This is a genomic window from Stenotrophomonas maltophilia complex sp. Om-AH-Sm3 (assembly GCF_059337855.1).
Genome location: NZ_JBYBLQ010000011.1, coordinates 58,758 through 74,466, shown reverse-complemented (window position 1 = coordinate 74,466; position 15,709 = coordinate 58,758). Strand labels below are relative to the sequence as shown.

The window sequence follows — 15,709 nt, the reverse complement described above, 5'->3', positions numbered from 1 at the left end:
GGCATTACCGGTCAACCTCGCCGAACACCAGGTCGTAGGTACCGATCATCGCCACCACGTCGGCCAGCATGTGGCCGCGCACGACCGAATCGATCGAGGACAGGTGGGCGAAGCCCGGCGCGCGCAGGTGCACGCGGAACGGCTTGTTGGCGCCATCGGAGACCAGGTAGCAGCCGAACTCGCCCTTCGGGGCCTCCACCGCCGAGTAGGTCTCGCCGGCCGGTACGCAGTAGCCTTCGCTGAACAGCTTGAAGTGGTGGATCAGCGCTTCCATGTCGTCCTTCATGTCCTCGCGCCTGGGCGGAGCGACCTTGAAGTTCTTCACCATCACCGGGCCCGGGTTGGCCTTCAGCCACGCCACGCACTGCTTGATGATGCGGTTGGATTCGCGCATTTCGGCAACGCGGACCAGGTAGCGGTCGTAGCAGTCACCTTCCTTGCCCAGCGGGATGTCGAAATCGACGGCATCGTACTTGGCGTACGGACGCTTCTTGCGCAGGTCCCAGGCAATGCCCGAGCCGCGCAGCATCACGCCGGTCATGCCCCACTGATGGGCCAGCTCGGGAGTGACCACGCCGATGCCGACGGTACGCTGCTTCCAGATACGGTTGTCGGTCAGCAGGGTTTCGTATTCGTCGATGCGCTTGGGGAACTCGACGGTGAAGTTCTCCAGGAAGTCCAGCAGCGAGCCTTCGCGCGAAGCATTGAGCTGCTTCAGCGCCTTGCCCTTGTGCCAGCGCGATTCCTTGTACTTCGGCATGTGGTCCGGCAGGTCGCGGTAGACACCGCCCGGACGGTAGTACGCCGCGTGCATGCGCGCGCCGGAAACCGCTTCGTAGCAGTCCATCAGCTCTTCGCGTTCGCGGAAGGCGTACAGCATCACCGCCATCGCGCCCAGGTCGAGCGCGTTGGAGCCCAGCCACATCAGGTGGTTGAGGATGCGGGTGATTTCATCGTACATGGTGCGGATGTACTGGGCACGCTCCGGCGCCTCGATGCCCATCAGGGTCTCGATCGCGCGCACGTAGGCGTGCTCGTTGCACATCATCGACACGTAATCCAGGCGATCCATGTAGCCGATCGACTGGTTGAACGGCTTGGACTCGGCCAGCTTTTCGGTACCACGGTGCAGCAGACCCACGTGCGGGTCGGCGCGCATGATGGTTTCACCGTCCATTTCCAGGATCAGGCGCAGCACACCGTGAGCGGCCGGATGCTGCGGGCCGAAGTTCATGGTGTAGTTGCGGATTTCCTGCCGGCTTTCGGCGGCGTTGCTGGCGAACGCTTCGCCAGCCTGGTGTACGTGGCTCACTTCACTGCCTCCTGCGCGCGCTCACCTTCTGCGGTCTGCAGACGGGCGTCGTCGCGGATCACGCGCGGCACGCCGACACGCGGCTCCACCGAGGTGACCGGTTCGTAGATCACGCGCTTCTTTTCTTCGTCGTAGCGGACTTCGACATTGCCGATCAGCGGGAAATCCTTGCGGAACGGATGGCCGACGAAACCGTAGTCGGTCAGGATCCGGCGCAGGTCCGGGTGGCCTTCGAAGATCACGCCGTACAGATCGAACGCTTCGCGCTCGAACCAGTTCAGGCCCGGCCAGATGCCGGTCAGCGAGGACACCACCGGCAGCGCTTCGTCAGGGGCGAAGCAGCGCAGGTGCATCATCAGGTTGTGCTGGTACGAACGCAGCTGGGCGACCACGGCGAAGCGCTGGGTCGGCATGTGCTGCGGGCGGGCACCGTCGGCACCGTTTTCCTCGGTGGGGAACTCGCCCCACGCGAAGCGGCCCTGGGCCTTGCCTTCGACGCCACGGCTGAAGCCCTGCGAGGACACATCGGCGGTGTCCCACTCGTCGGAGCCGTAGCCGAGGTAGTCGACGCCGCACAGATCCACGGCCTGCTCGAAACCAAACTCGTCACGCAGCGCCAGGGCGGTGGCGTGCCACTCGGCGGCAGGCACTTCCAGCGTCACTTCGCCGCGGGGTTCGACCACGATGACCTTCGCACCAGCGAAACGTGCGGACAGTCGGTCGATGAAGGATGCTTGCTCTGCCATGGGGGCTTGGCGCGCTCTTGTCAGGTGAAGGGGTCAGCGGGCGATGGTCTGTGTACGCCAGATCTTCTTCTGCAGCTGCAGGATCCCGTACACCAGCGCCTCGGCGGTCGGCGGGCAGCCCGGGACGTAGACGTCCACCGGCACCACGCGATCACAGCCGCGCACCACAGAATAGGAGTAGTGGTAGTAGCCGCCACCGTTGGCGCAGCTACCCATCGAGATGACCCACTTCGGGTCCGGCATCTGGTCGTAGACCTTGCGCAGCGCCGGGGCCATCTTGTTGACCAGGGTGCCGGCCACGATCATCACGTCGGACTGACGCGGCGACGGGCGGAACACCACGCCGTAGCGGTCGAGGTCCAGGCGCGCGGCACCGGCGTGCATCATCTCGACGGCGCAGCAGGCCAGGCCGAAGGTCATCGGCCACATCGAGCCGGTGCGCGCCCAGTTCAGCAGTGCATCGACGCTGGTAGTGACGAAGCCCTTCTCCAGCAGCGGGTTGTCGCCTTCCGGCCGCAGGATGTCATCAACCCGGCCTTCCGGCGTGGGGTTGTTCATGAGGCCATCGAGAGTCTGAATCACTCCCATTCCAGCGCTCCCTTCTTCCAGACGTAAATGAAACCGAGGAACAGCATGCCGACGAACAGGCCCATGGTGATGAGCGAGCGGGCGCCCAGTTCCATGAAGACCTGGGTCCACGGCACGATGAAGATGATTTCCAGGTCGAAGACGATGAACTGGATCGCGATCAGGTAGTAGCGCACATCGAACTTCATGCGCGCGTCTTCGAAGGCCTCGAAGCCGCACTCGTACGGCGAGAGCTTTTCCAGATCGGGGCGGCGGGGACCGAGGAATCGACCAACCAGCATCAGCGTAACGCCGATACCGGTGGCAACGATCAGAAACAGCAGAGACGGCAAATATTCGGCCAGCACAGCGATTCTCTCTTGCCTCTGCCGCCGCGCCTGCAGGCGCTTTGGCATGGGGGAGTGGACGGGAATCTGCCTGGCGCCTTGCGCGCCAGACGAACCCGCTTTACTTACAAATGGTGCCCAAGAGGGGACTCGAACCCCTACGACTTGCGTCGCTACCACCTCAAGGTAGTGCGTCTACCAATTCCGCCACCTGGGCAAACGATCACATCAGACTATCTTCCCGATGCGCCGCATATTGTAACCGGCTTCAGTGTTTCTGGGAGCCTTCCGAAGGCTTTTCTTCACCAGAAACCGAAGATTCCGCCTGAGCCGGCACATTCGCCGCCGGAACCGGGGCGGCCGGGACCGCATCGGCCTTCGGAACGGCCGGCAGTTCGTCCGCCGGAGCCGCCGGCGCGCTGGCCGCCGGGGCGGACATCAGGCCCAGATCCTGGTCGGCCGCCGGGCGGCTGCCGTGACCGGCATACCAGGCCATGAAGAGACTGATGCCGAAGAACACCACGGCCAGCCACTTGGTCGACTTGGACAGGAAGTTCGAGGCGCCGCGCGCACCGAACACCGTGCCCGAGGCACCAGCACCAAAGCCCGAACCTGCCGCCGCACCCGAGCCACGCTGCATCAGGATCAGCGCGATCATGGCCACAGCGACCAGCACGTAGACGACATTGAGGATCAACATCAGCATTGGAAACCGCCCTCGGACAATACTTCTAGGATTAGTTCGCGGCCGCCGCCCGTGCGATGGCCAGGAAGTCCGCGGCCACCAGGGAGGCGCCGCCGACCAGCCCACCATCGACATCCGGCTGCGCGAACAGTTCCCCGGCATTGTCGGGCTTCACGCTACCGCCGTAAACAATGGGCAGTGAATCAGCGATTCTAGCATCGATGCGCGCGACTTCGCCACGGATGAACGCGTGCACCTGCTGTGCCTGTTCCTTGCTGGCGGTACGGCCGGTACCGATGGCCCAGACCGGCTCGTAGGCGACCACAGCATTGGCGAAACCTGCCGCGCCCACCAGCTCCAGCACCGGCGCCAGCTGGCTGGCGATGACCGCTTCGGTCTGCCCGGCCTCGCGCTGTTCCAGGGTCTCGCCCACGCACAGCACCGGCACCAGGCCGGCGTGCTGGGCGGCGGCGAACTTGCGCGCGACCAGCTCGCTGCTCTCATGGTGGTACTGGCGGCGCTCGGAATGGCCGACCAGGCCATAGCGGGCCCCAACCTCGACCAGCATGGCCGCGCAGACCTCGCCGGTGTAGGCGCCCTTCTCGTTGCTGCTCACGTCCTGCGCGCCGAAGGCCAGGCCGGTCTCGGCGAAGTCCTCGACCAGCTCCCCCAGGTAGGGCAGCGGCGGCAGGATCACCACGTCCACCCCCTCCAGCGGCAGCCCGGCAGCCACCTGCCCCAGCAGTTCATTGGCGAATTGACGGCTGCCATGCAGCTTCCAGTTTCCGGCGACGATCTTGCGGCGCATGAGCGGGTGGCTCCTGTGTGAAGTCAGCCGAGCATGATACCCGCTGCGGCAAAAATCCGTTTCCTTGTAAGCGGTTACATGGATTTTCAGCCAACGGCGCAGCCCCTCGTGGCGGAGGGGGGGGGCGGGGTTTGGTTGGTCGCGGAGAGCCCGGCTAGATCTGGGGCCTGGCCGGGCGGGTGGGACTGCGCAGGGGGCGCTGCAAGTACGTCCATGTAAGCTCGATCGCCGCATCCATGCGGCTCACGCCCCTGCGCAGCCCCACCCGCCCGGCCTTTGACACATTCCGGCGGTTCCGCCCGCCACGGAAAGAAAAAAAGAAGAGCAAGAGCAAAGGCAAAAGCTGCATCCCGGGTTGATGCTGGCTGGACCAACCCCCTACCCCACTTCGAACAGAGATATCTCATCCACGCATGGCGTGGATCTACCGCGTCGACCAAGGTCGACACCCACCGGGAATCGCGATTTACCCACCGTCACCGGGAAGCTGTCGGGAACGGGGCGGTGTGGGTTGGCAGGACCGTTGGCGCCATGGGCCCGAGGCATGCCTCGGGCGGGTTGGGCAGGACGCCCAACCCCGGTCTTGCCGTGTGCGCAGGACAGCGCACACGAGCAAGGCGCCATCGAGCCCCCAGGGGTGAGGTCGCTTTGCTTGCGAAGCACTGCTTCGCAAGCGCCCGAACGCACAGCCGCCAGCGGCTGGGCCGGTCTGGGGGTTCACGGCGTGTCCTGCCAACCCACGCCGCCCCGCCCAACACGCAGAAACCCAGAGCCGCTTTGGCTTTGGGTTTGCCGGCCAGCGGCCGGCACTACCGCGGGTGCAGGGTGCAACCCTGCAAAGAAAAAGGCCGCCTTTCGGCGGCCTCGCTTCTCTTTATTTCAGCTTGATCTCGCGCAGGCGTTCTTCGAGGAAGCCGTGGGCGGTGATCGGCTCCGGGTACCGGCTCGGGTTCTCCGGGGTGATGCACGAGGGCAGCACGTCGATCAGGAAGTCCGGGTTCGGGTGCAGGAAGAACGGCACCGAGTAGCGCGGCTGGCGCGCCAGCTCGCCCGGGGGATTGACCACGCGGTGGATGGTCGACGGATACACGTGGTTGGTCAGGCGCTGCAGCATGTCGCCGATGTTGACCACAATGGTGTCCGCGTCTGACGTGAACGGCACCCACTCGCCATCATGCGACTGCACTTCCAGGCCTGCGGCACTGGCACCGACCAGCAGGGTGATGAAGTTGATGTCGCCATGGGCACCAGCACGCACGTTCGGGATGTCGTCGGTGGTGATTGGCGGGTAGTGGATCGGGCGCAGGATCGAGTTGCCGAAGTTGGTCTTGTCGGCGAAGAAGTCTGCCGGCAGGCCGATATGCAGGGCCAGCGCCGACAGGACGCGCGACCCCAGGTTGTCCAGTGCCTGGTACAGGCCATAGCCGCGCTCACGGAAGCCCTCGACCTCGGTCGGCCACAGGTTCGGCGCCATCACATCGCGGTACTTGGAGTCGTCGGCGATCTCGCGGCCGATGTGCCAGAACTCCTTCAGGTCGAAGTGCTTGGAGCCCTTGGCCGTCTCCACCCCGAACGGGGTGTAGCCGCGGGCGCCGCCGCTGCCGGCCACGTGGTACTTGCGCTTGACCTCTTCGGGCAGGGCGAAGAAGGCCTTGAAGGCATCGTAGGCCGCATCGATGTCGGCCTGCGGAATGCCGTGGTTGCGGATGCCCGCGAATCCCCATTGGCGGTAGGCCGCGCCCAGCTCGGCCACGAAGGCCTCGCGGTCGCTGTCGAAACGGGTGATGTCGAGGGTGGGGATCTGGCTCACAGCGGTTCCTGGCTTGTCATTGGGTCTGGGGGGCCAGCGCATTCATGGCCCACCTGAACATTGTGACAGATCGCCCGGGGGACGCCACCCGATACGAAGAAACAAACAGATACAATGCGCGACCCGCGCGCGGCCCCACGATTCCGTCACCCCGGGGATCCCGCCGCCTGCATCACCCGCCGCCCCAGTCCCTCATGCGCCCTGCTGCTCCCTCTGCCGACACCGCCCTGCCCTCCGGCCCCGCACGCCACTGGCGCCGCCTGGCGTGGTGGTCGCTGTTCGTGGCCGGCAACGCGCTGCTGGCCATGGCGATCACGCTCGGCAACGTACCGCTGGCAGACAACCCGGGGGGCAGCGTGGGCCTGGCCTATCTGGCCGTTGCCCTGCCCGGTCACCTGCTGGCATTCGGCGCCCTCGCCGGCCTGCTGCCGCTGCTGATGGGCCTTTGGCCGCGCAGCGCACGCCCCCTGAGCCTCAGCGCCGTGCTGCTGCAGGGCCTGTGGCTGTGCCTGTTGCTGGTTGATGCAAAGGTTTTCACTCTGTATCGGTTTCACCTCAATGCCATGGTGGTGAACATGGTGTTCGGCGGTGCGCTGCAGGACCAGGTCGCGTTGTCGTGGAAGACCTGGCTGCAGGCCGGACTGCTGGTGGCCGCCATCTTCACGGCTGAAGGACTGTTGGCCTGGGCATGCTGGAAGCTGCTGCCCGCCCGGCCGCGCCGCCGCCGGGTCCTGCAGGGGTGGGCCATCGTTGCGCTGCTGATGGCCGGCGGCCAAGCCGCCACGGCCTATTACGATGCCCGCGGCGACCGTGCCGTCATCGCGCAGTGGAATTACCTGCCCTGGGCACAGCCGATCACCGCCAAGAGCTTCATGCGCAGGCTCGGGGTCATAAGCGAACAGCAGGCGGGCCTGCCCGACCCGCGCCATGCGCAGCTGCTGTATCCGCTCCAGCCCCTGCGTTGCCAGAACCCACACCGCCCCAATGTGCTGATGGTGGTGCTGGAATCGCTGCGCCAGGACGTGCTGACGCCGCAGCTGATGCCCAACACGTCGGCGCTGGCGCAGGACGCGCGCGTGTTCGATCGCCATTTCAGCACCGGCAATGCCACCCGCTACGGCCTGTTCGGCCTGCTCTACGGCCTGCCCGGCGGCTACTGGCAGAGCATGCTGGACGAACAGCGCGGCTCGCAGCTGTTCCAGGTGCTGGGCCAGCAGGGCTACGACCTGCACCTGTACGGCAGCGCGCCGTTGTACAGCCCGGAATTCGATCGCACGGCATTTGCCGATGTGCGCGACCGGCTGCACCAGGGCCCTTCCGCCCTGACCCCCGACAAGCGCGACGCAGCCATCGTCGCCGCGCTGCGGAATGACATCCGCAGCAGCCAGGCGGCGCAGCACCCATGGTTCGGCTTCGTGTTCCTCGACTCCACCCACGCCGGCTACCACCTGCCCGCCAGCTACCCACCAGTAGCCACGCCGATGGCCAAGGAGATCGACTTCCTGTCCTTCGGCCCGGACCACGACCCGACGCCGGAACTCAACCGCTACCGCACTGCCGTGCACTATGCCGACAGCCTGATCGGTTCGCTGCTGGACGACCTGCGCGCGCAGGGCCTGGCCGAGGACACCATCGTGCTGGTCACCGGTGACCATGCCGAAGAGTTCAACGACCTCAAGCTGAACTACTGGGGCCACAACGGCAACTTCTCCGATTACCAGCTGCAGGTCCCGTTCGTGCTGCATTGGCCAGGCAGGGCCGCTGGCCGCGACGTCCGCACCAGCTCGCACGAAGACTGGGTACCGACGCTGATGCGCCATGCGCTGGGCTGCGAGAACGCATTGACGGACTTCAGTACCGGCCAGGACCTGCTGGCCACGCCCGCCGCCAGCGAACGTGCACTGGTGGTGGAGAGCTGGTCGCAACGCGCTGTACGCCATGGCGATGCCATCTACGTATTCGACAAGTTCGGCAACGCGACCGCGCTCGACCGGCACTACCGCCCGCTGCCGCAGCAGGCTCCGGACGCAACAGCCATCCGCTCTGCATGGGAAGCGCTGACCCGCTTCCGCAACCGCTGATCTTCAAGGACCGATCCTGCATGAACCGTCCTCTGCGCATCCTGCATACCGAAGCCGCCAAGGGAATGGGCGGGCAGGAGATCTACATCTTCCGGCACATGCAGGTGATGCGCGCGCGTGGCCATGAGGTGTCATTGCTGTGCCAGCCCGATGCACGCCTGGCCACACTGGCACGCGAGGACGGATTCACCGTGCATACGCTGCGCATGGGCGGCCTGGCACGCCTGCTGCGCGGCATGTGGTCGGTATCGCGGCTGGTGCGCCGCGAACGCTTCGACGTGGTCAATACCACCAGCCGCCGCGATGCGCTGATCGCCGCCGCCGGTGCACGCCTGGGCGGCACGCCGCTGGTGGTGCGCTCGCGCCATCTGATGAGCCCGGTCAACTCGTTGCTGACCTATACCAAGCTTCCACACCGGGTGCTGACCGTCAGCAGCTTCGTCAAGCAACTGCTGGTCGACCGCGGCATTCCAGCCGAGCGCATTGGTATCGTGCCGCCGATCGCGGTGCCTCCACGCTGGAGTGATATCCGCAAGGCCGATCCTTGGCAGTGCCTGCAGGACGTACGCGCGGAAGTGCGTGCCGAGCTTGGCTTCGGCGAGCAGGACATCGTGGTCGGCTGCGTGGCCGTGCTGCGTGAGCCCAAAGGCCATGCCGACCTGCTGCAGGCGATGGTGCCGCTGTGCAAAGCCAACCCGGACCTTCACCTGGTGATTGTCGGTGATGGCCAGGCCGTGACGGAACGACTGCAGGCGATGTGCGCCGAGCACGGGCTGCAGCGCCAGGTCCACCTGCTCGGCTACCGCGATGGAGCCTGCAGGCTGATGGCCGGCTTCGACATCTTCGCACTGGCTTCGCACAAGGAAGCGGCCGGCACCGTATTCCTGGAAGCGGCCTACGTGGGCGTACCGATCGTCGCCACGCGGGTGGGCGGCGTGCCGGAAATGGTGATCGATGGCAGCAATGCGATTCTCACCCGTTTGGGTGACAATGCCGCCCTGACAGGTGCATTGCGCCTGCTGGTGGACGACCCGGAACGGCGACGGCAGATGGGGCGCGCTGGCTGGGAGTGGATGCACGGCGCACATCGCTTCACGCCGGACGGCCACGGTGAAGCGACCGAACACTACTACCACCAGTGGCTGAAGGAGCTGGGACATGGCTGATGCACGAACCGTTCCGGTGCTGATGCACCACCACGTCAGCCCTTCGCCGGGCATGATCACCGTGTCGCCGGAGAACTTCGAAAGCCAGATTGCGTGGCTGGCAGCCAATGGCTGGACCTCACTGACGCTGGAGCAGTACGCCGGCTTCCTGGCCGGCAAGCCGGTGCCGCGCAAGTCGATCGTCATCACCTTCGACGATGGCTATCTCGACAACTGGGTGTATGCGCACCCGATCCTGCAGAAGTACGGCATGCACGCGGTGGTGTTCGTGGTCACCGGCTGGATGGGCGAAGGCCCGGAACGTCCGCACGCCGGCATTGCCGGCGCGGCACTGCCGTCGACGCCGGACCATCGTGGCTGCGAAGCGGCGATCTACGAGCAGGACCGCAGCGACGACGTGATGATGCGCTGGAGCGAAGCACGCGCAGCCATTGCCGCCGGCACCTTCGAAGTGCATTGCCATACCCACACCCACACCCGCTGGCTGCGCCGCGACGATCTGGACCGTGCGCAGCGCCGTGCGGGCCTCAGCCGGGATCTGGCGATCTCGCGCGACGTCCTGCAGGACAAGCTCGGCGAGGTGTCCGATACGCTGTGCTGGCCCTACGGCGATTTCGACCAGGACCACATCGAGGTGGCACGCGAGCAGGGCTTCCGCTACCTGCACACCACCCACCCGTTCGGCCGCAACGTGGTCGGCGGTGATCCGGAGCGGATCTACCGCTTCGCGATCCGCAACCGCCCGGCCAGCTGGCTGCGCAAGCGCATCGCGCAGAGCTACAACCCGCTGATCGCGCCACTGTTCAATGGCTTCAAAGCGCGCCAGAAGAAGATGGTGCCGGGGCCATAAGCACCACGCCCCTGCCGGTTGAATGAAAAACGCCCCGGCTTTGCGGGGCGTTTTTCGTTGGTGCGAATGTGCACGCGCTTCAGGCAGCGGCTTCACGCACCGCTGCGGACAGGCGGTCCAGCGTGTCCTGCATCAGCGTGGCGTCATCGGCCTCGACCGTGACCCGCACCACCGGCTCGGTACCGGACGGGCGCAGGAACGCGCGGCCACGGCCGGCGACAGCCTGCTGCGCCACAGCCAGCGCGGACTGCACGCTTTCAGACTGCACCGCAGTCTTGGCCGGGACATTGCCCAGACGCACGTTCACGGTCTTCTGCGGTACCCGCACAAGGCCCTTCAGCGCCTGGCGCAGGGTCTGCCCACTGTTGCGCAGCGCGACCAGCACCTGCAGGGCGCTGACGATGCCGTCCCCCGTGGTGGCGCGGTCCAGGCACAGCAGGTGGCCGGAGGCTTCACCGCCGAGCACACCACCGCCTTCGATCAGCGCCTGGTGCACGTAGCGATCGCCGACATTGCTGCGCACGAATGGAATCTGCAGGTCGGCGAGGGCCTTCTCGATGCCATAGTTGCTCATCAGCGTGCCGACCACCGGGCCGCGCAGGCGGCCTTCGGCCTTCCAGGCACGGGCCAGGATGTACAGCAGGTCGTCGCCATCGACCGGGTTGCCCTGGTCGTCGGCCATCAGCACGCGGTCGCCATCACCATCGAAGGCGATACCGAGATCGGCGCCGGTCTCGCGGACCTTGGCCGCAAGGTTGTCGATATGGGTGGAGCCCACGCCGGCGTTGATGTTGATGCCATTGGGCTCGGCGCCGATGCCGATCACCTCGGCACCCAGTTCGCGGAACAGCAGCGGCGCGATCTGGTAGGTGGCACCATGCGCGCAATCCAGCACCAGGCGCAGGCCACGCAGATCGAATGTGCGCGGCACGCTGGCCTTGCAGAATTCGATGTAGCGGCCGACCGCTTCGCGTGCACGGAATGCCTTGCCCAGCTTTTCCGATTCGGCGGTGGTGAACGGAACGTCCAGCGCCGCCTCCAGGGCCAGCTCGGTGGCATCGTCGAGCTTCTCGCCCTGGGCCGAGAAGAACTTGATGCCGTTGTCGTAATGCGGGTTGTGCGAGGCGCTGATGACGATGCCGGCGTCCACGCCCAGCGTGCGGGTCAGGAACGCCACCGCCGGGGTCGGCATCGGACCCAGCAGCTGCACGTCGGCACCGGCGGCGACCAGGCCGGCCTCCAGCGCCGCCTCGAACATGTAGCCGGAAATGCGGGTGTCCTTGCCGATCACCACGATCGGCCGGCGTCCGTCCTGGCCACGCTGGGCGAGCAGGACACGGCCCAGCGCATTGCCCAGGCGCAGCACGAAGTCGGCCGAGATCACGCCCTGCCCGACCCGGCCACGGATGCCGTCCGTGCCGAAGTACTTGCGGGCACCCATCAGGCTACCTGCGGCGCGGGCTGCCGACCCAGCATGGCGAGCAGATCGGACAGGCGGTCGCGCAGTTCGCGGCGATCGCAGATCTGGTCGATGGCACCGTGCTCCAGCAGGAACTCCGAACGCTGGAAACCTTCCGGCAGCTTCTCGCGCACGGTCTGCTCGATCACGCGCGGGCCGGCGAAGCCGATCAGTGCCTGCGGTTCGGCGATGTTGATGTCGCCCAGCATCGCGAACGACGCCGAAACGCCGCCGGTGGTCGGATGAGTCAGCACCGAGATGTACGGCAGCCCGGCTTCACGCAGCTTACCCAGCGAAGCGGAGGTCTTGGCCATCTGCATCAGCGAGAACAGGCCTTCCTGCATGCGCGCGCCGCCACTCTGCGAGAAGCACACGTAAGGCGCACCGATCTCGACCGCGGTTTCTGCGGCCAGCGCGAAACGCTCGCCCACCACCGAGCCCATCGAGCCCCCCATGAAGGCGAAGTCGAACGACGAGGCGACCAGCGCACGGCCCTTGAGCAGGCCGCGCATGGCGATCAGCGCGTCGTATTCGCCGGTGTTCTTCTGCGCGATCTTGATGCGCTCGCTGTACTTCTTCTGATCCTTGAACTTGAGCAGGTCGGTCGGTCCCAGGCGCGCACCGATCTCGGTGGTGCTGTCGGCGTCGAACAGGGCCGCCAGGCGCGCACGCGCGCGGATCGCCATGTGGTGGCCGCACTTCGGGCAGACCTCCAGGTTCTCTTCCAGTTCCGGACGGTACAACGCGCTGCCGCAGTTGCTGCACTTTTCCCACAGGCCCTCGGGGACACTGCGCTTCTTGCTGGGGGTGTTGTCGGTGCGGATGCCGGACGGCATCAACTTGCTGAGCCAACTCATGCGGGAGGACACTTCCGTTCAGGGCGGCCCATGGGCCGCAAAGGCGGACAGTCTAGCTCCGCTTTCCCCGGCCGTGCACCCCCTTGCCAGCTACGGGGCAGCCGGAAAAACCATGCTGGGACGTACGTTTAGGTGCTGCGCGGTGCCGGCCGCTGGCCGGCGGCCCTGCACGCGGGTGGGTACGGACGATGCCGGCCAGCGGCCAGCATTACCGCTACGCGTCCAGCGCCTGCCGCAGCGGGGCGAGGAACGCCCGCGCACGCTGGGCCGCGTCTTCAGCCGAGCCCGCTTCGGCCAGCGCCGCCACCAGCGCACTTCCGACCACCACGCCATCCGCCTGGCGGGCCATGGCTGCGGCACTGCCGGCGTCCTTGATGCCGAAGCCCGCCACCACCGGCACCGAGGCGCGCGCGCGCAACGCCTGCAGGCGGGCGCTGGCGGCGTCGCTGTCCAGGCGCTCGGAGGCGCCGGTCACGCCGGCAAAGCTGACGTAATAAAGGTAACCACGGGCCAGGGCCAGCAGCTTGTCGGCACGCGCCTGGCTGGTGGTCGGCGACGCCAGCAGGACCAGCGCCAGGCCCGCTGCATCGAAGGCCTGCTGCGCTTCAACGGCTTCTTCCGGCGGAAGGTCGACCAGCAGCACCCCGTCCACGCCAGCCTGCACGGCCGCCCCGGCGAAGGCAGCGTAGCCGTGGATCTCCACCGGGTTCAGGTAGCCCATCAGCACCACCGGGGTGTGCGCATCACGCTCCCGGAACTGCGCCACCGCCTGCAGCACATAGCGGCTGCCGGCTCCCCGCGCCAGCGCGCGTTCGGAACTACGCTGGATGGTCGGGCCATCGGCCATCGGATCGGAGAACGGCACGCCCAGTTCAATCACGTCGGCACCAGCATCGACCAGCGCGTGCATGACCGGCACGGTGGCTTCCAGCGAGGGATCACCTGCGGTGATGAAGGGAATCAGCGCCTTGCGCTGCTGTTCGCGCAGGCGCTGGAAGCAGGCATCGAGTCGGGATACGGACATGTCAGGTACATCCTTCGATCAGGTCAACGGCGCCGCTGGCGCCCCAGTACATTCGGGAGATGGTGCCGTCGACGATCTCCACACGGATCGCCAGGTCGGAACCGGGGTCCTGCCAGAGCAGGCTCTCGCCGGCCTCCGCATCATCACCATAGGGTTGCGTGGAAACGCCCTTGGGCAACTGCTGGAGTGCCTGCGCGCGTGGCATGCCCAGATGAAGGCCGAACGGCCCCGGCTGCAGCACCACCTGGCCGGAATCGTCGATGGGGGCCAGGTCGAAGCGCACCACGTCGCCGTCCTGCACCATCATCGCCACGCCCTCGGGCAGCGTGCCGCGCTCGTAGTACTCGCAACGCCCAGCGGTCGACTCGCCCAGCCCGGCCGAGTGCCACTGCGCCTCGCCCTGCAGTTCGCTGAAGGGCTGGCCGATCAGCACCTCACCGGCATGGTCCAGGGCCACCGACACCACCGCCCGGGCCGCCTGGTCCTCGCCGCCATCGCCTGCCGTGAACATCGCCGCGCCCTCGATCGGGCGATGTGCGGCCTCATCGTCGTTGCTGGCCGGTTCGCGTGCCGGGGCGATCGCCGCGGGGGCGGCCGGCGCCGGGGCAAGCACCGGTGGATCGGGCGGCGTGCAGCCGCCCATGCCGATCACCAGCACCAGCGCCCCGCCGTGGCGCAGCACGTGATTCACAGCACAAGCCCTTCGCGCGCGGCGATGGTGTGCACGTCCTTGTCGCCGCGGCCGGACAGGTTGCACAGCACGATCTGGTCACGCGGACGCTCACGCGCCAGCTTGATTGCCTGTGCCAGCGCATGGCTGGATTCCAGCGCGGGCAGGATGCCCTCGGTATGCGCCAGCAGATGGAAGGCCTGCAGCGCTTCCTCGTCGGTGATGCCGAGGTAGCGCGCGCGGCCGGTATCGGCCAGGAACGCGTGCTCCGGGCCGACGCCCGGATAGTCCAGGCCGGCCGACACCGAATGGGTCTCGATGATCTGGCCGTCATCGTCGCACAGCACGTACGTGCGGTTGCCGTGCAGCACGCCGGGGCGGCCTGCCGCGATGGAGGCGGCATGGCGACCGGTACTGATGCCATCACCGGCGGCTTCGGCGCCGACGATCTCGACCTGGCGATCGTTGAGGAAGGCGTGGAACAGGCCGATGGCGTTGCTGCCGCCGCCGACGCAGGCGGTGATCGCATCGGGCAGGCGGCCGTACTCGGCCAGCATCTGCTCACGCGCTTCGCGGCCGACGATGGCATTGAAGTCGCGCACCATGCGCGGGTAGGGATCCGGACCGGCGACCGTACCGATGATGTAGAAGGTGTCCTGCACATTGGTCACCCAGTCGCGCATCGCTTCGTTGAGCGCGTCCTTCAAAGTGGCCGAACCGGAGGTGACCGGCACCACCGTCGCACCGAGCAGCTTCATGCGGTAGACGTTGATCTTCTGCCGCTCGATGTCGGTGGCGCCCATGTAGACCACGCATTCCAGGCCCAGACGCGCGGCAACGGTGGCACTGGCCACGCCATGCTGGCCGGCACCGGTCTCAGCGATGATGCGCTTCTTGCCCATGCGTGCGGCCAGCAGTGCCTGGCCGATGGTGTTGTTGATCTTGTGCGCACCGGTGTGGTTCAGGTCCTCGCGCTTGAGCAGGATCTGCGCGCCGCCGACGTGATCGCTCAGGCGCTGGGCGTGATAGATCGGGCTCGGCCGGCCCACGTAGTGCGCCAGGTCGCGGTCATAGGCCGCCTGGAACGCGGGGTCCTGGCGGGCCTGGTCATAGGCCTGGGCCAGTTCCTGCAGCGGGCCGACCAGGGTTTCGGCAACGAAGCTGCCACCGTAGCGGCCGAAGTGGCCCTGGGCATCCGGGAAGGCGTGGTAGTCGGCAATGGGGGAGGCAAACATGGATACGACCGGTGGTTCAGACAGGTGGATACTCTAGCGCACGGGTCATGACCGGAAAATGGATATTATCTGGCACATATCGTCAGGAAATC

Annotated in this window: 15 protein-coding genes and 1 tRNA gene; 3 read left to right on the top strand and 13 right to left on the bottom strand. The window is 66.6% G+C overall.

Annotated features, from left to right (window positions below; translation table 11 throughout):
• Window positions 1–4: 4 nt before the first annotated feature.
• From AC10QF_RS14295 to AC10QF_RS14260, 8 genes are all read right to left on the bottom strand, one after another.
• Window positions 5–1,312: an NADH-quinone oxidoreductase subunit D gene (locus AC10QF_RS14295; RefSeq protein WP_005417935.1), complete on the bottom strand. Its 1,308-nt coding sequence runs from the start codon at window positions 1,310–1,312 to the stop codon at window positions 5–7.
• Window positions 1,309–2,058, bottom strand: a complete 750-nt coding sequence (locus AC10QF_RS14290; protein WP_005410462.1) for an NADH-quinone oxidoreductase subunit C — start codon at window positions 2,056–2,058, stop codon at window positions 1,309–1,311. Before AC10QF_RS14290 ends, AC10QF_RS14295 begins: the two co-directional genes overlap by 4 nt.
• Window positions 2,059–2,091: 33 nt before the next feature.
• On the bottom strand, window positions 2,092–2,646 hold the full coding sequence (locus AC10QF_RS14285; protein WP_005410463.1) for a NuoB/complex I 20 kDa subunit family protein: 555 nt from the start codon (window positions 2,644–2,646) through the stop codon (window positions 2,092–2,094).
• Window positions 2,637–2,993, bottom strand: coding sequence for an NADH-quinone oxidoreductase subunit A (locus AC10QF_RS14280; protein ID WP_010486426.1), 357 nt, complete (start codon window positions 2,991–2,993; stop codon window positions 2,637–2,639). Before AC10QF_RS14280 ends, AC10QF_RS14285 begins: the two co-directional genes overlap by 10 nt.
• A 111-nt stretch (window positions 2,994–3,104) precedes the next feature.
• Window positions 3,105–3,189 (bottom strand) — tRNA-Leu (locus AC10QF_RS14275).
• A gap of 51 nt (window positions 3,190–3,240) precedes the next feature.
• The gene (secG, locus tag AC10QF_RS14270) at window positions 3,241–3,678 is read right to left on the bottom strand and encodes a preprotein translocase subunit SecG (RefSeq protein ID WP_494542409.1); all 438 of its coding nucleotides are present in this window, start codon (window positions 3,676–3,678) and stop codon (window positions 3,241–3,243) included.
• Window positions 3,679–3,709: 31 nt separating this feature from the next.
• Window positions 3,710–4,465, bottom strand: a complete 756-nt coding sequence (tpiA, locus tag AC10QF_RS14265; protein WP_494542408.1) for a triose-phosphate isomerase — start codon at window positions 4,463–4,465, stop codon at window positions 3,710–3,712.
• 874 nt (window positions 4,466–5,339) lie between these two features.
• Complete coding sequence (locus AC10QF_RS14260) at window positions 5,340–6,317, bottom strand: isopenicillin N synthase family dioxygenase (protein WP_050563262.1); 978 nt, start codon at window positions 6,315–6,317, stop codon at window positions 5,340–5,342.
• A 152-nt stretch (window positions 6,318–6,469) separates the two neighbouring features.
• On the opposite strand from AC10QF_RS14260, the gene AC10QF_RS14255 reads away from it, so the two are divergent.
• Genes AC10QF_RS14255 through AC10QF_RS14245 form a run of 3 tightly spaced genes read left to right on the top strand, consistent with a single transcriptional unit; the run spans window position 6,470 to window position 10,372 of the window.
• Window positions 6,470–8,356 (top strand): DUF3413 domain-containing protein, encoded by a 1,887-nt coding sequence (locus tag AC10QF_RS14255; RefSeq protein ID WP_494542407.1) that lies wholly within the window; start codon window positions 6,470–6,472, stop codon window positions 8,354–8,356.
• Window positions 8,357–8,376: 20 nt separating this feature from the next.
• A complete protein-coding gene (locus tag AC10QF_RS14250; protein ID WP_058981121.1) occupies window positions 8,377–9,522 on the top strand; it encodes a glycosyltransferase family 4 protein in 1,146 nt (381 codons plus the stop codon).
• Complete coding sequence (locus AC10QF_RS14245; RefSeq protein ID WP_021203418.1) at window positions 9,515–10,372, top strand: polysaccharide deacetylase family protein; 858 nt, start codon at window positions 9,515–9,517, stop codon at window positions 10,370–10,372. The genes AC10QF_RS14250 and AC10QF_RS14245 overlap by 8 nt, the downstream gene beginning before the upstream one ends.
• A gap of 79 nt (window positions 10,373–10,451) precedes the next feature.
• Here the strand turns inward: AC10QF_RS14245 and glmM are convergent, their stop codons facing one another.
• The 5 genes from glmM to trpB all read right to left on the bottom strand — a co-directional run bounded on the left by glmM (window position 10,452) and on the right by trpB (window position 15,617).
• Entirely contained in the window at window positions 10,452–11,813 is a 1,362-nt protein-coding gene (gene glmM, locus AC10QF_RS14240) for a phosphoglucosamine mutase (RefSeq protein WP_111102200.1), read from the bottom strand.
• Window positions 11,813–12,688 carry an acetyl-CoA carboxylase, carboxyltransferase subunit beta gene (accD, locus tag AC10QF_RS14235; RefSeq protein ID WP_155029899.1) on the bottom strand — a complete coding sequence of 292 codons (876 nt, stop codon included), beginning with the start codon at window positions 12,686–12,688 and terminating at the stop codon, window positions 11,813–11,815. The genes glmM and accD overlap by 1 nt, the downstream gene beginning before the upstream one ends.
• A gap of 214 nt (window positions 12,689–12,902) precedes the next feature.
• A complete protein-coding gene (gene trpA / locus AC10QF_RS14230) occupies window positions 12,903–13,712 on the bottom strand; it encodes a tryptophan synthase subunit alpha (RefSeq protein ID WP_019660594.1) in 810 nt (269 codons plus the stop codon).
• Between the two features lies 1 nt (window position 13,713).
• Window positions 13,714–14,403, bottom strand: coding sequence for a hypothetical protein (locus tag AC10QF_RS14225; RefSeq protein ID WP_155029900.1), 690 nt, complete (start codon window positions 14,401–14,403; stop codon window positions 13,714–13,716).
• Window positions 14,400–15,617 (bottom strand): tryptophan synthase subunit beta, encoded by a 1,218-nt coding sequence (gene trpB, locus AC10QF_RS14220; protein WP_494542406.1) that lies wholly within the window; start codon window positions 15,615–15,617, stop codon window positions 14,400–14,402. The genes AC10QF_RS14225 and trpB overlap by 4 nt, the downstream gene beginning before the upstream one ends.
• Window positions 15,618–15,709: the final 92 nt, after the last annotated feature.

Coding starts and splice junctions, on each gene's coding strand:
- trpA (WP_019660594.1), bottom strand. CDS start 13,712: ATGTCCGTATCCCGACTCGATGCCTGCTTCCAGCGCCTGCGCGAACAG.
- tpiA (WP_494542408.1), bottom strand. CDS start 4,465: ATGCGCCGCAAGATCGTCGCCGGAAACTGGAAGCTGCATGGCAGCCGT.
- trpB (WP_494542406.1), bottom strand. CDS start 15,617: ATGTTTGCCTCCCCCATTGCCGACTACCACGCCTTCCCGGATGCCCAG.
- AC10QF_RS14255 (WP_494542407.1), top strand. CDS start 6,470: ATGCGCCCTGCTGCTCCCTCTGCCGACACCGCCCTGCCCTCCGGCCCC.
- AC10QF_RS14285 (WP_005410463.1), bottom strand. CDS start 2,646: ATGGGAGTGATTCAGACTCTCGATGGCCTCATGAACAACCCCACGCCG.
- AC10QF_RS14290 (WP_005410462.1), bottom strand. CDS start 2,058: ATGGCAGAGCAAGCATCCTTCATCGACCGACTGTCCGCACGTTTCGCT.
- AC10QF_RS14260 (WP_050563262.1), bottom strand. CDS start 6,317: ATGCGCTGGCCCCCCAGACCCAATGACAAGCCAGGAACCGCTGTGAGC.
- glmM (WP_111102200.1), bottom strand. CDS start 11,813: ATGGGTGCCCGCAAGTACTTCGGCACGGACGGCATCCGTGGCCGGGTC.
- AC10QF_RS14250 (WP_058981121.1), top strand. CDS start 8,377: ATGAACCGTCCTCTGCGCATCCTGCATACCGAAGCCGCCAAGGGAATG.
- secG (WP_494542409.1), bottom strand. CDS start 3,678: ATGCTGATGTTGATCCTCAATGTCGTCTACGTGCTGGTCGCTGTGGCC.
- AC10QF_RS14245 (WP_021203418.1), top strand. CDS start 9,515: ATGGCTGATGCACGAACCGTTCCGGTGCTGATGCACCACCACGTCAGC.
- accD (WP_155029899.1), bottom strand. CDS start 12,688: ATGAGTTGGCTCAGCAAGTTGATGCCGTCCGGCATCCGCACCGACAAC.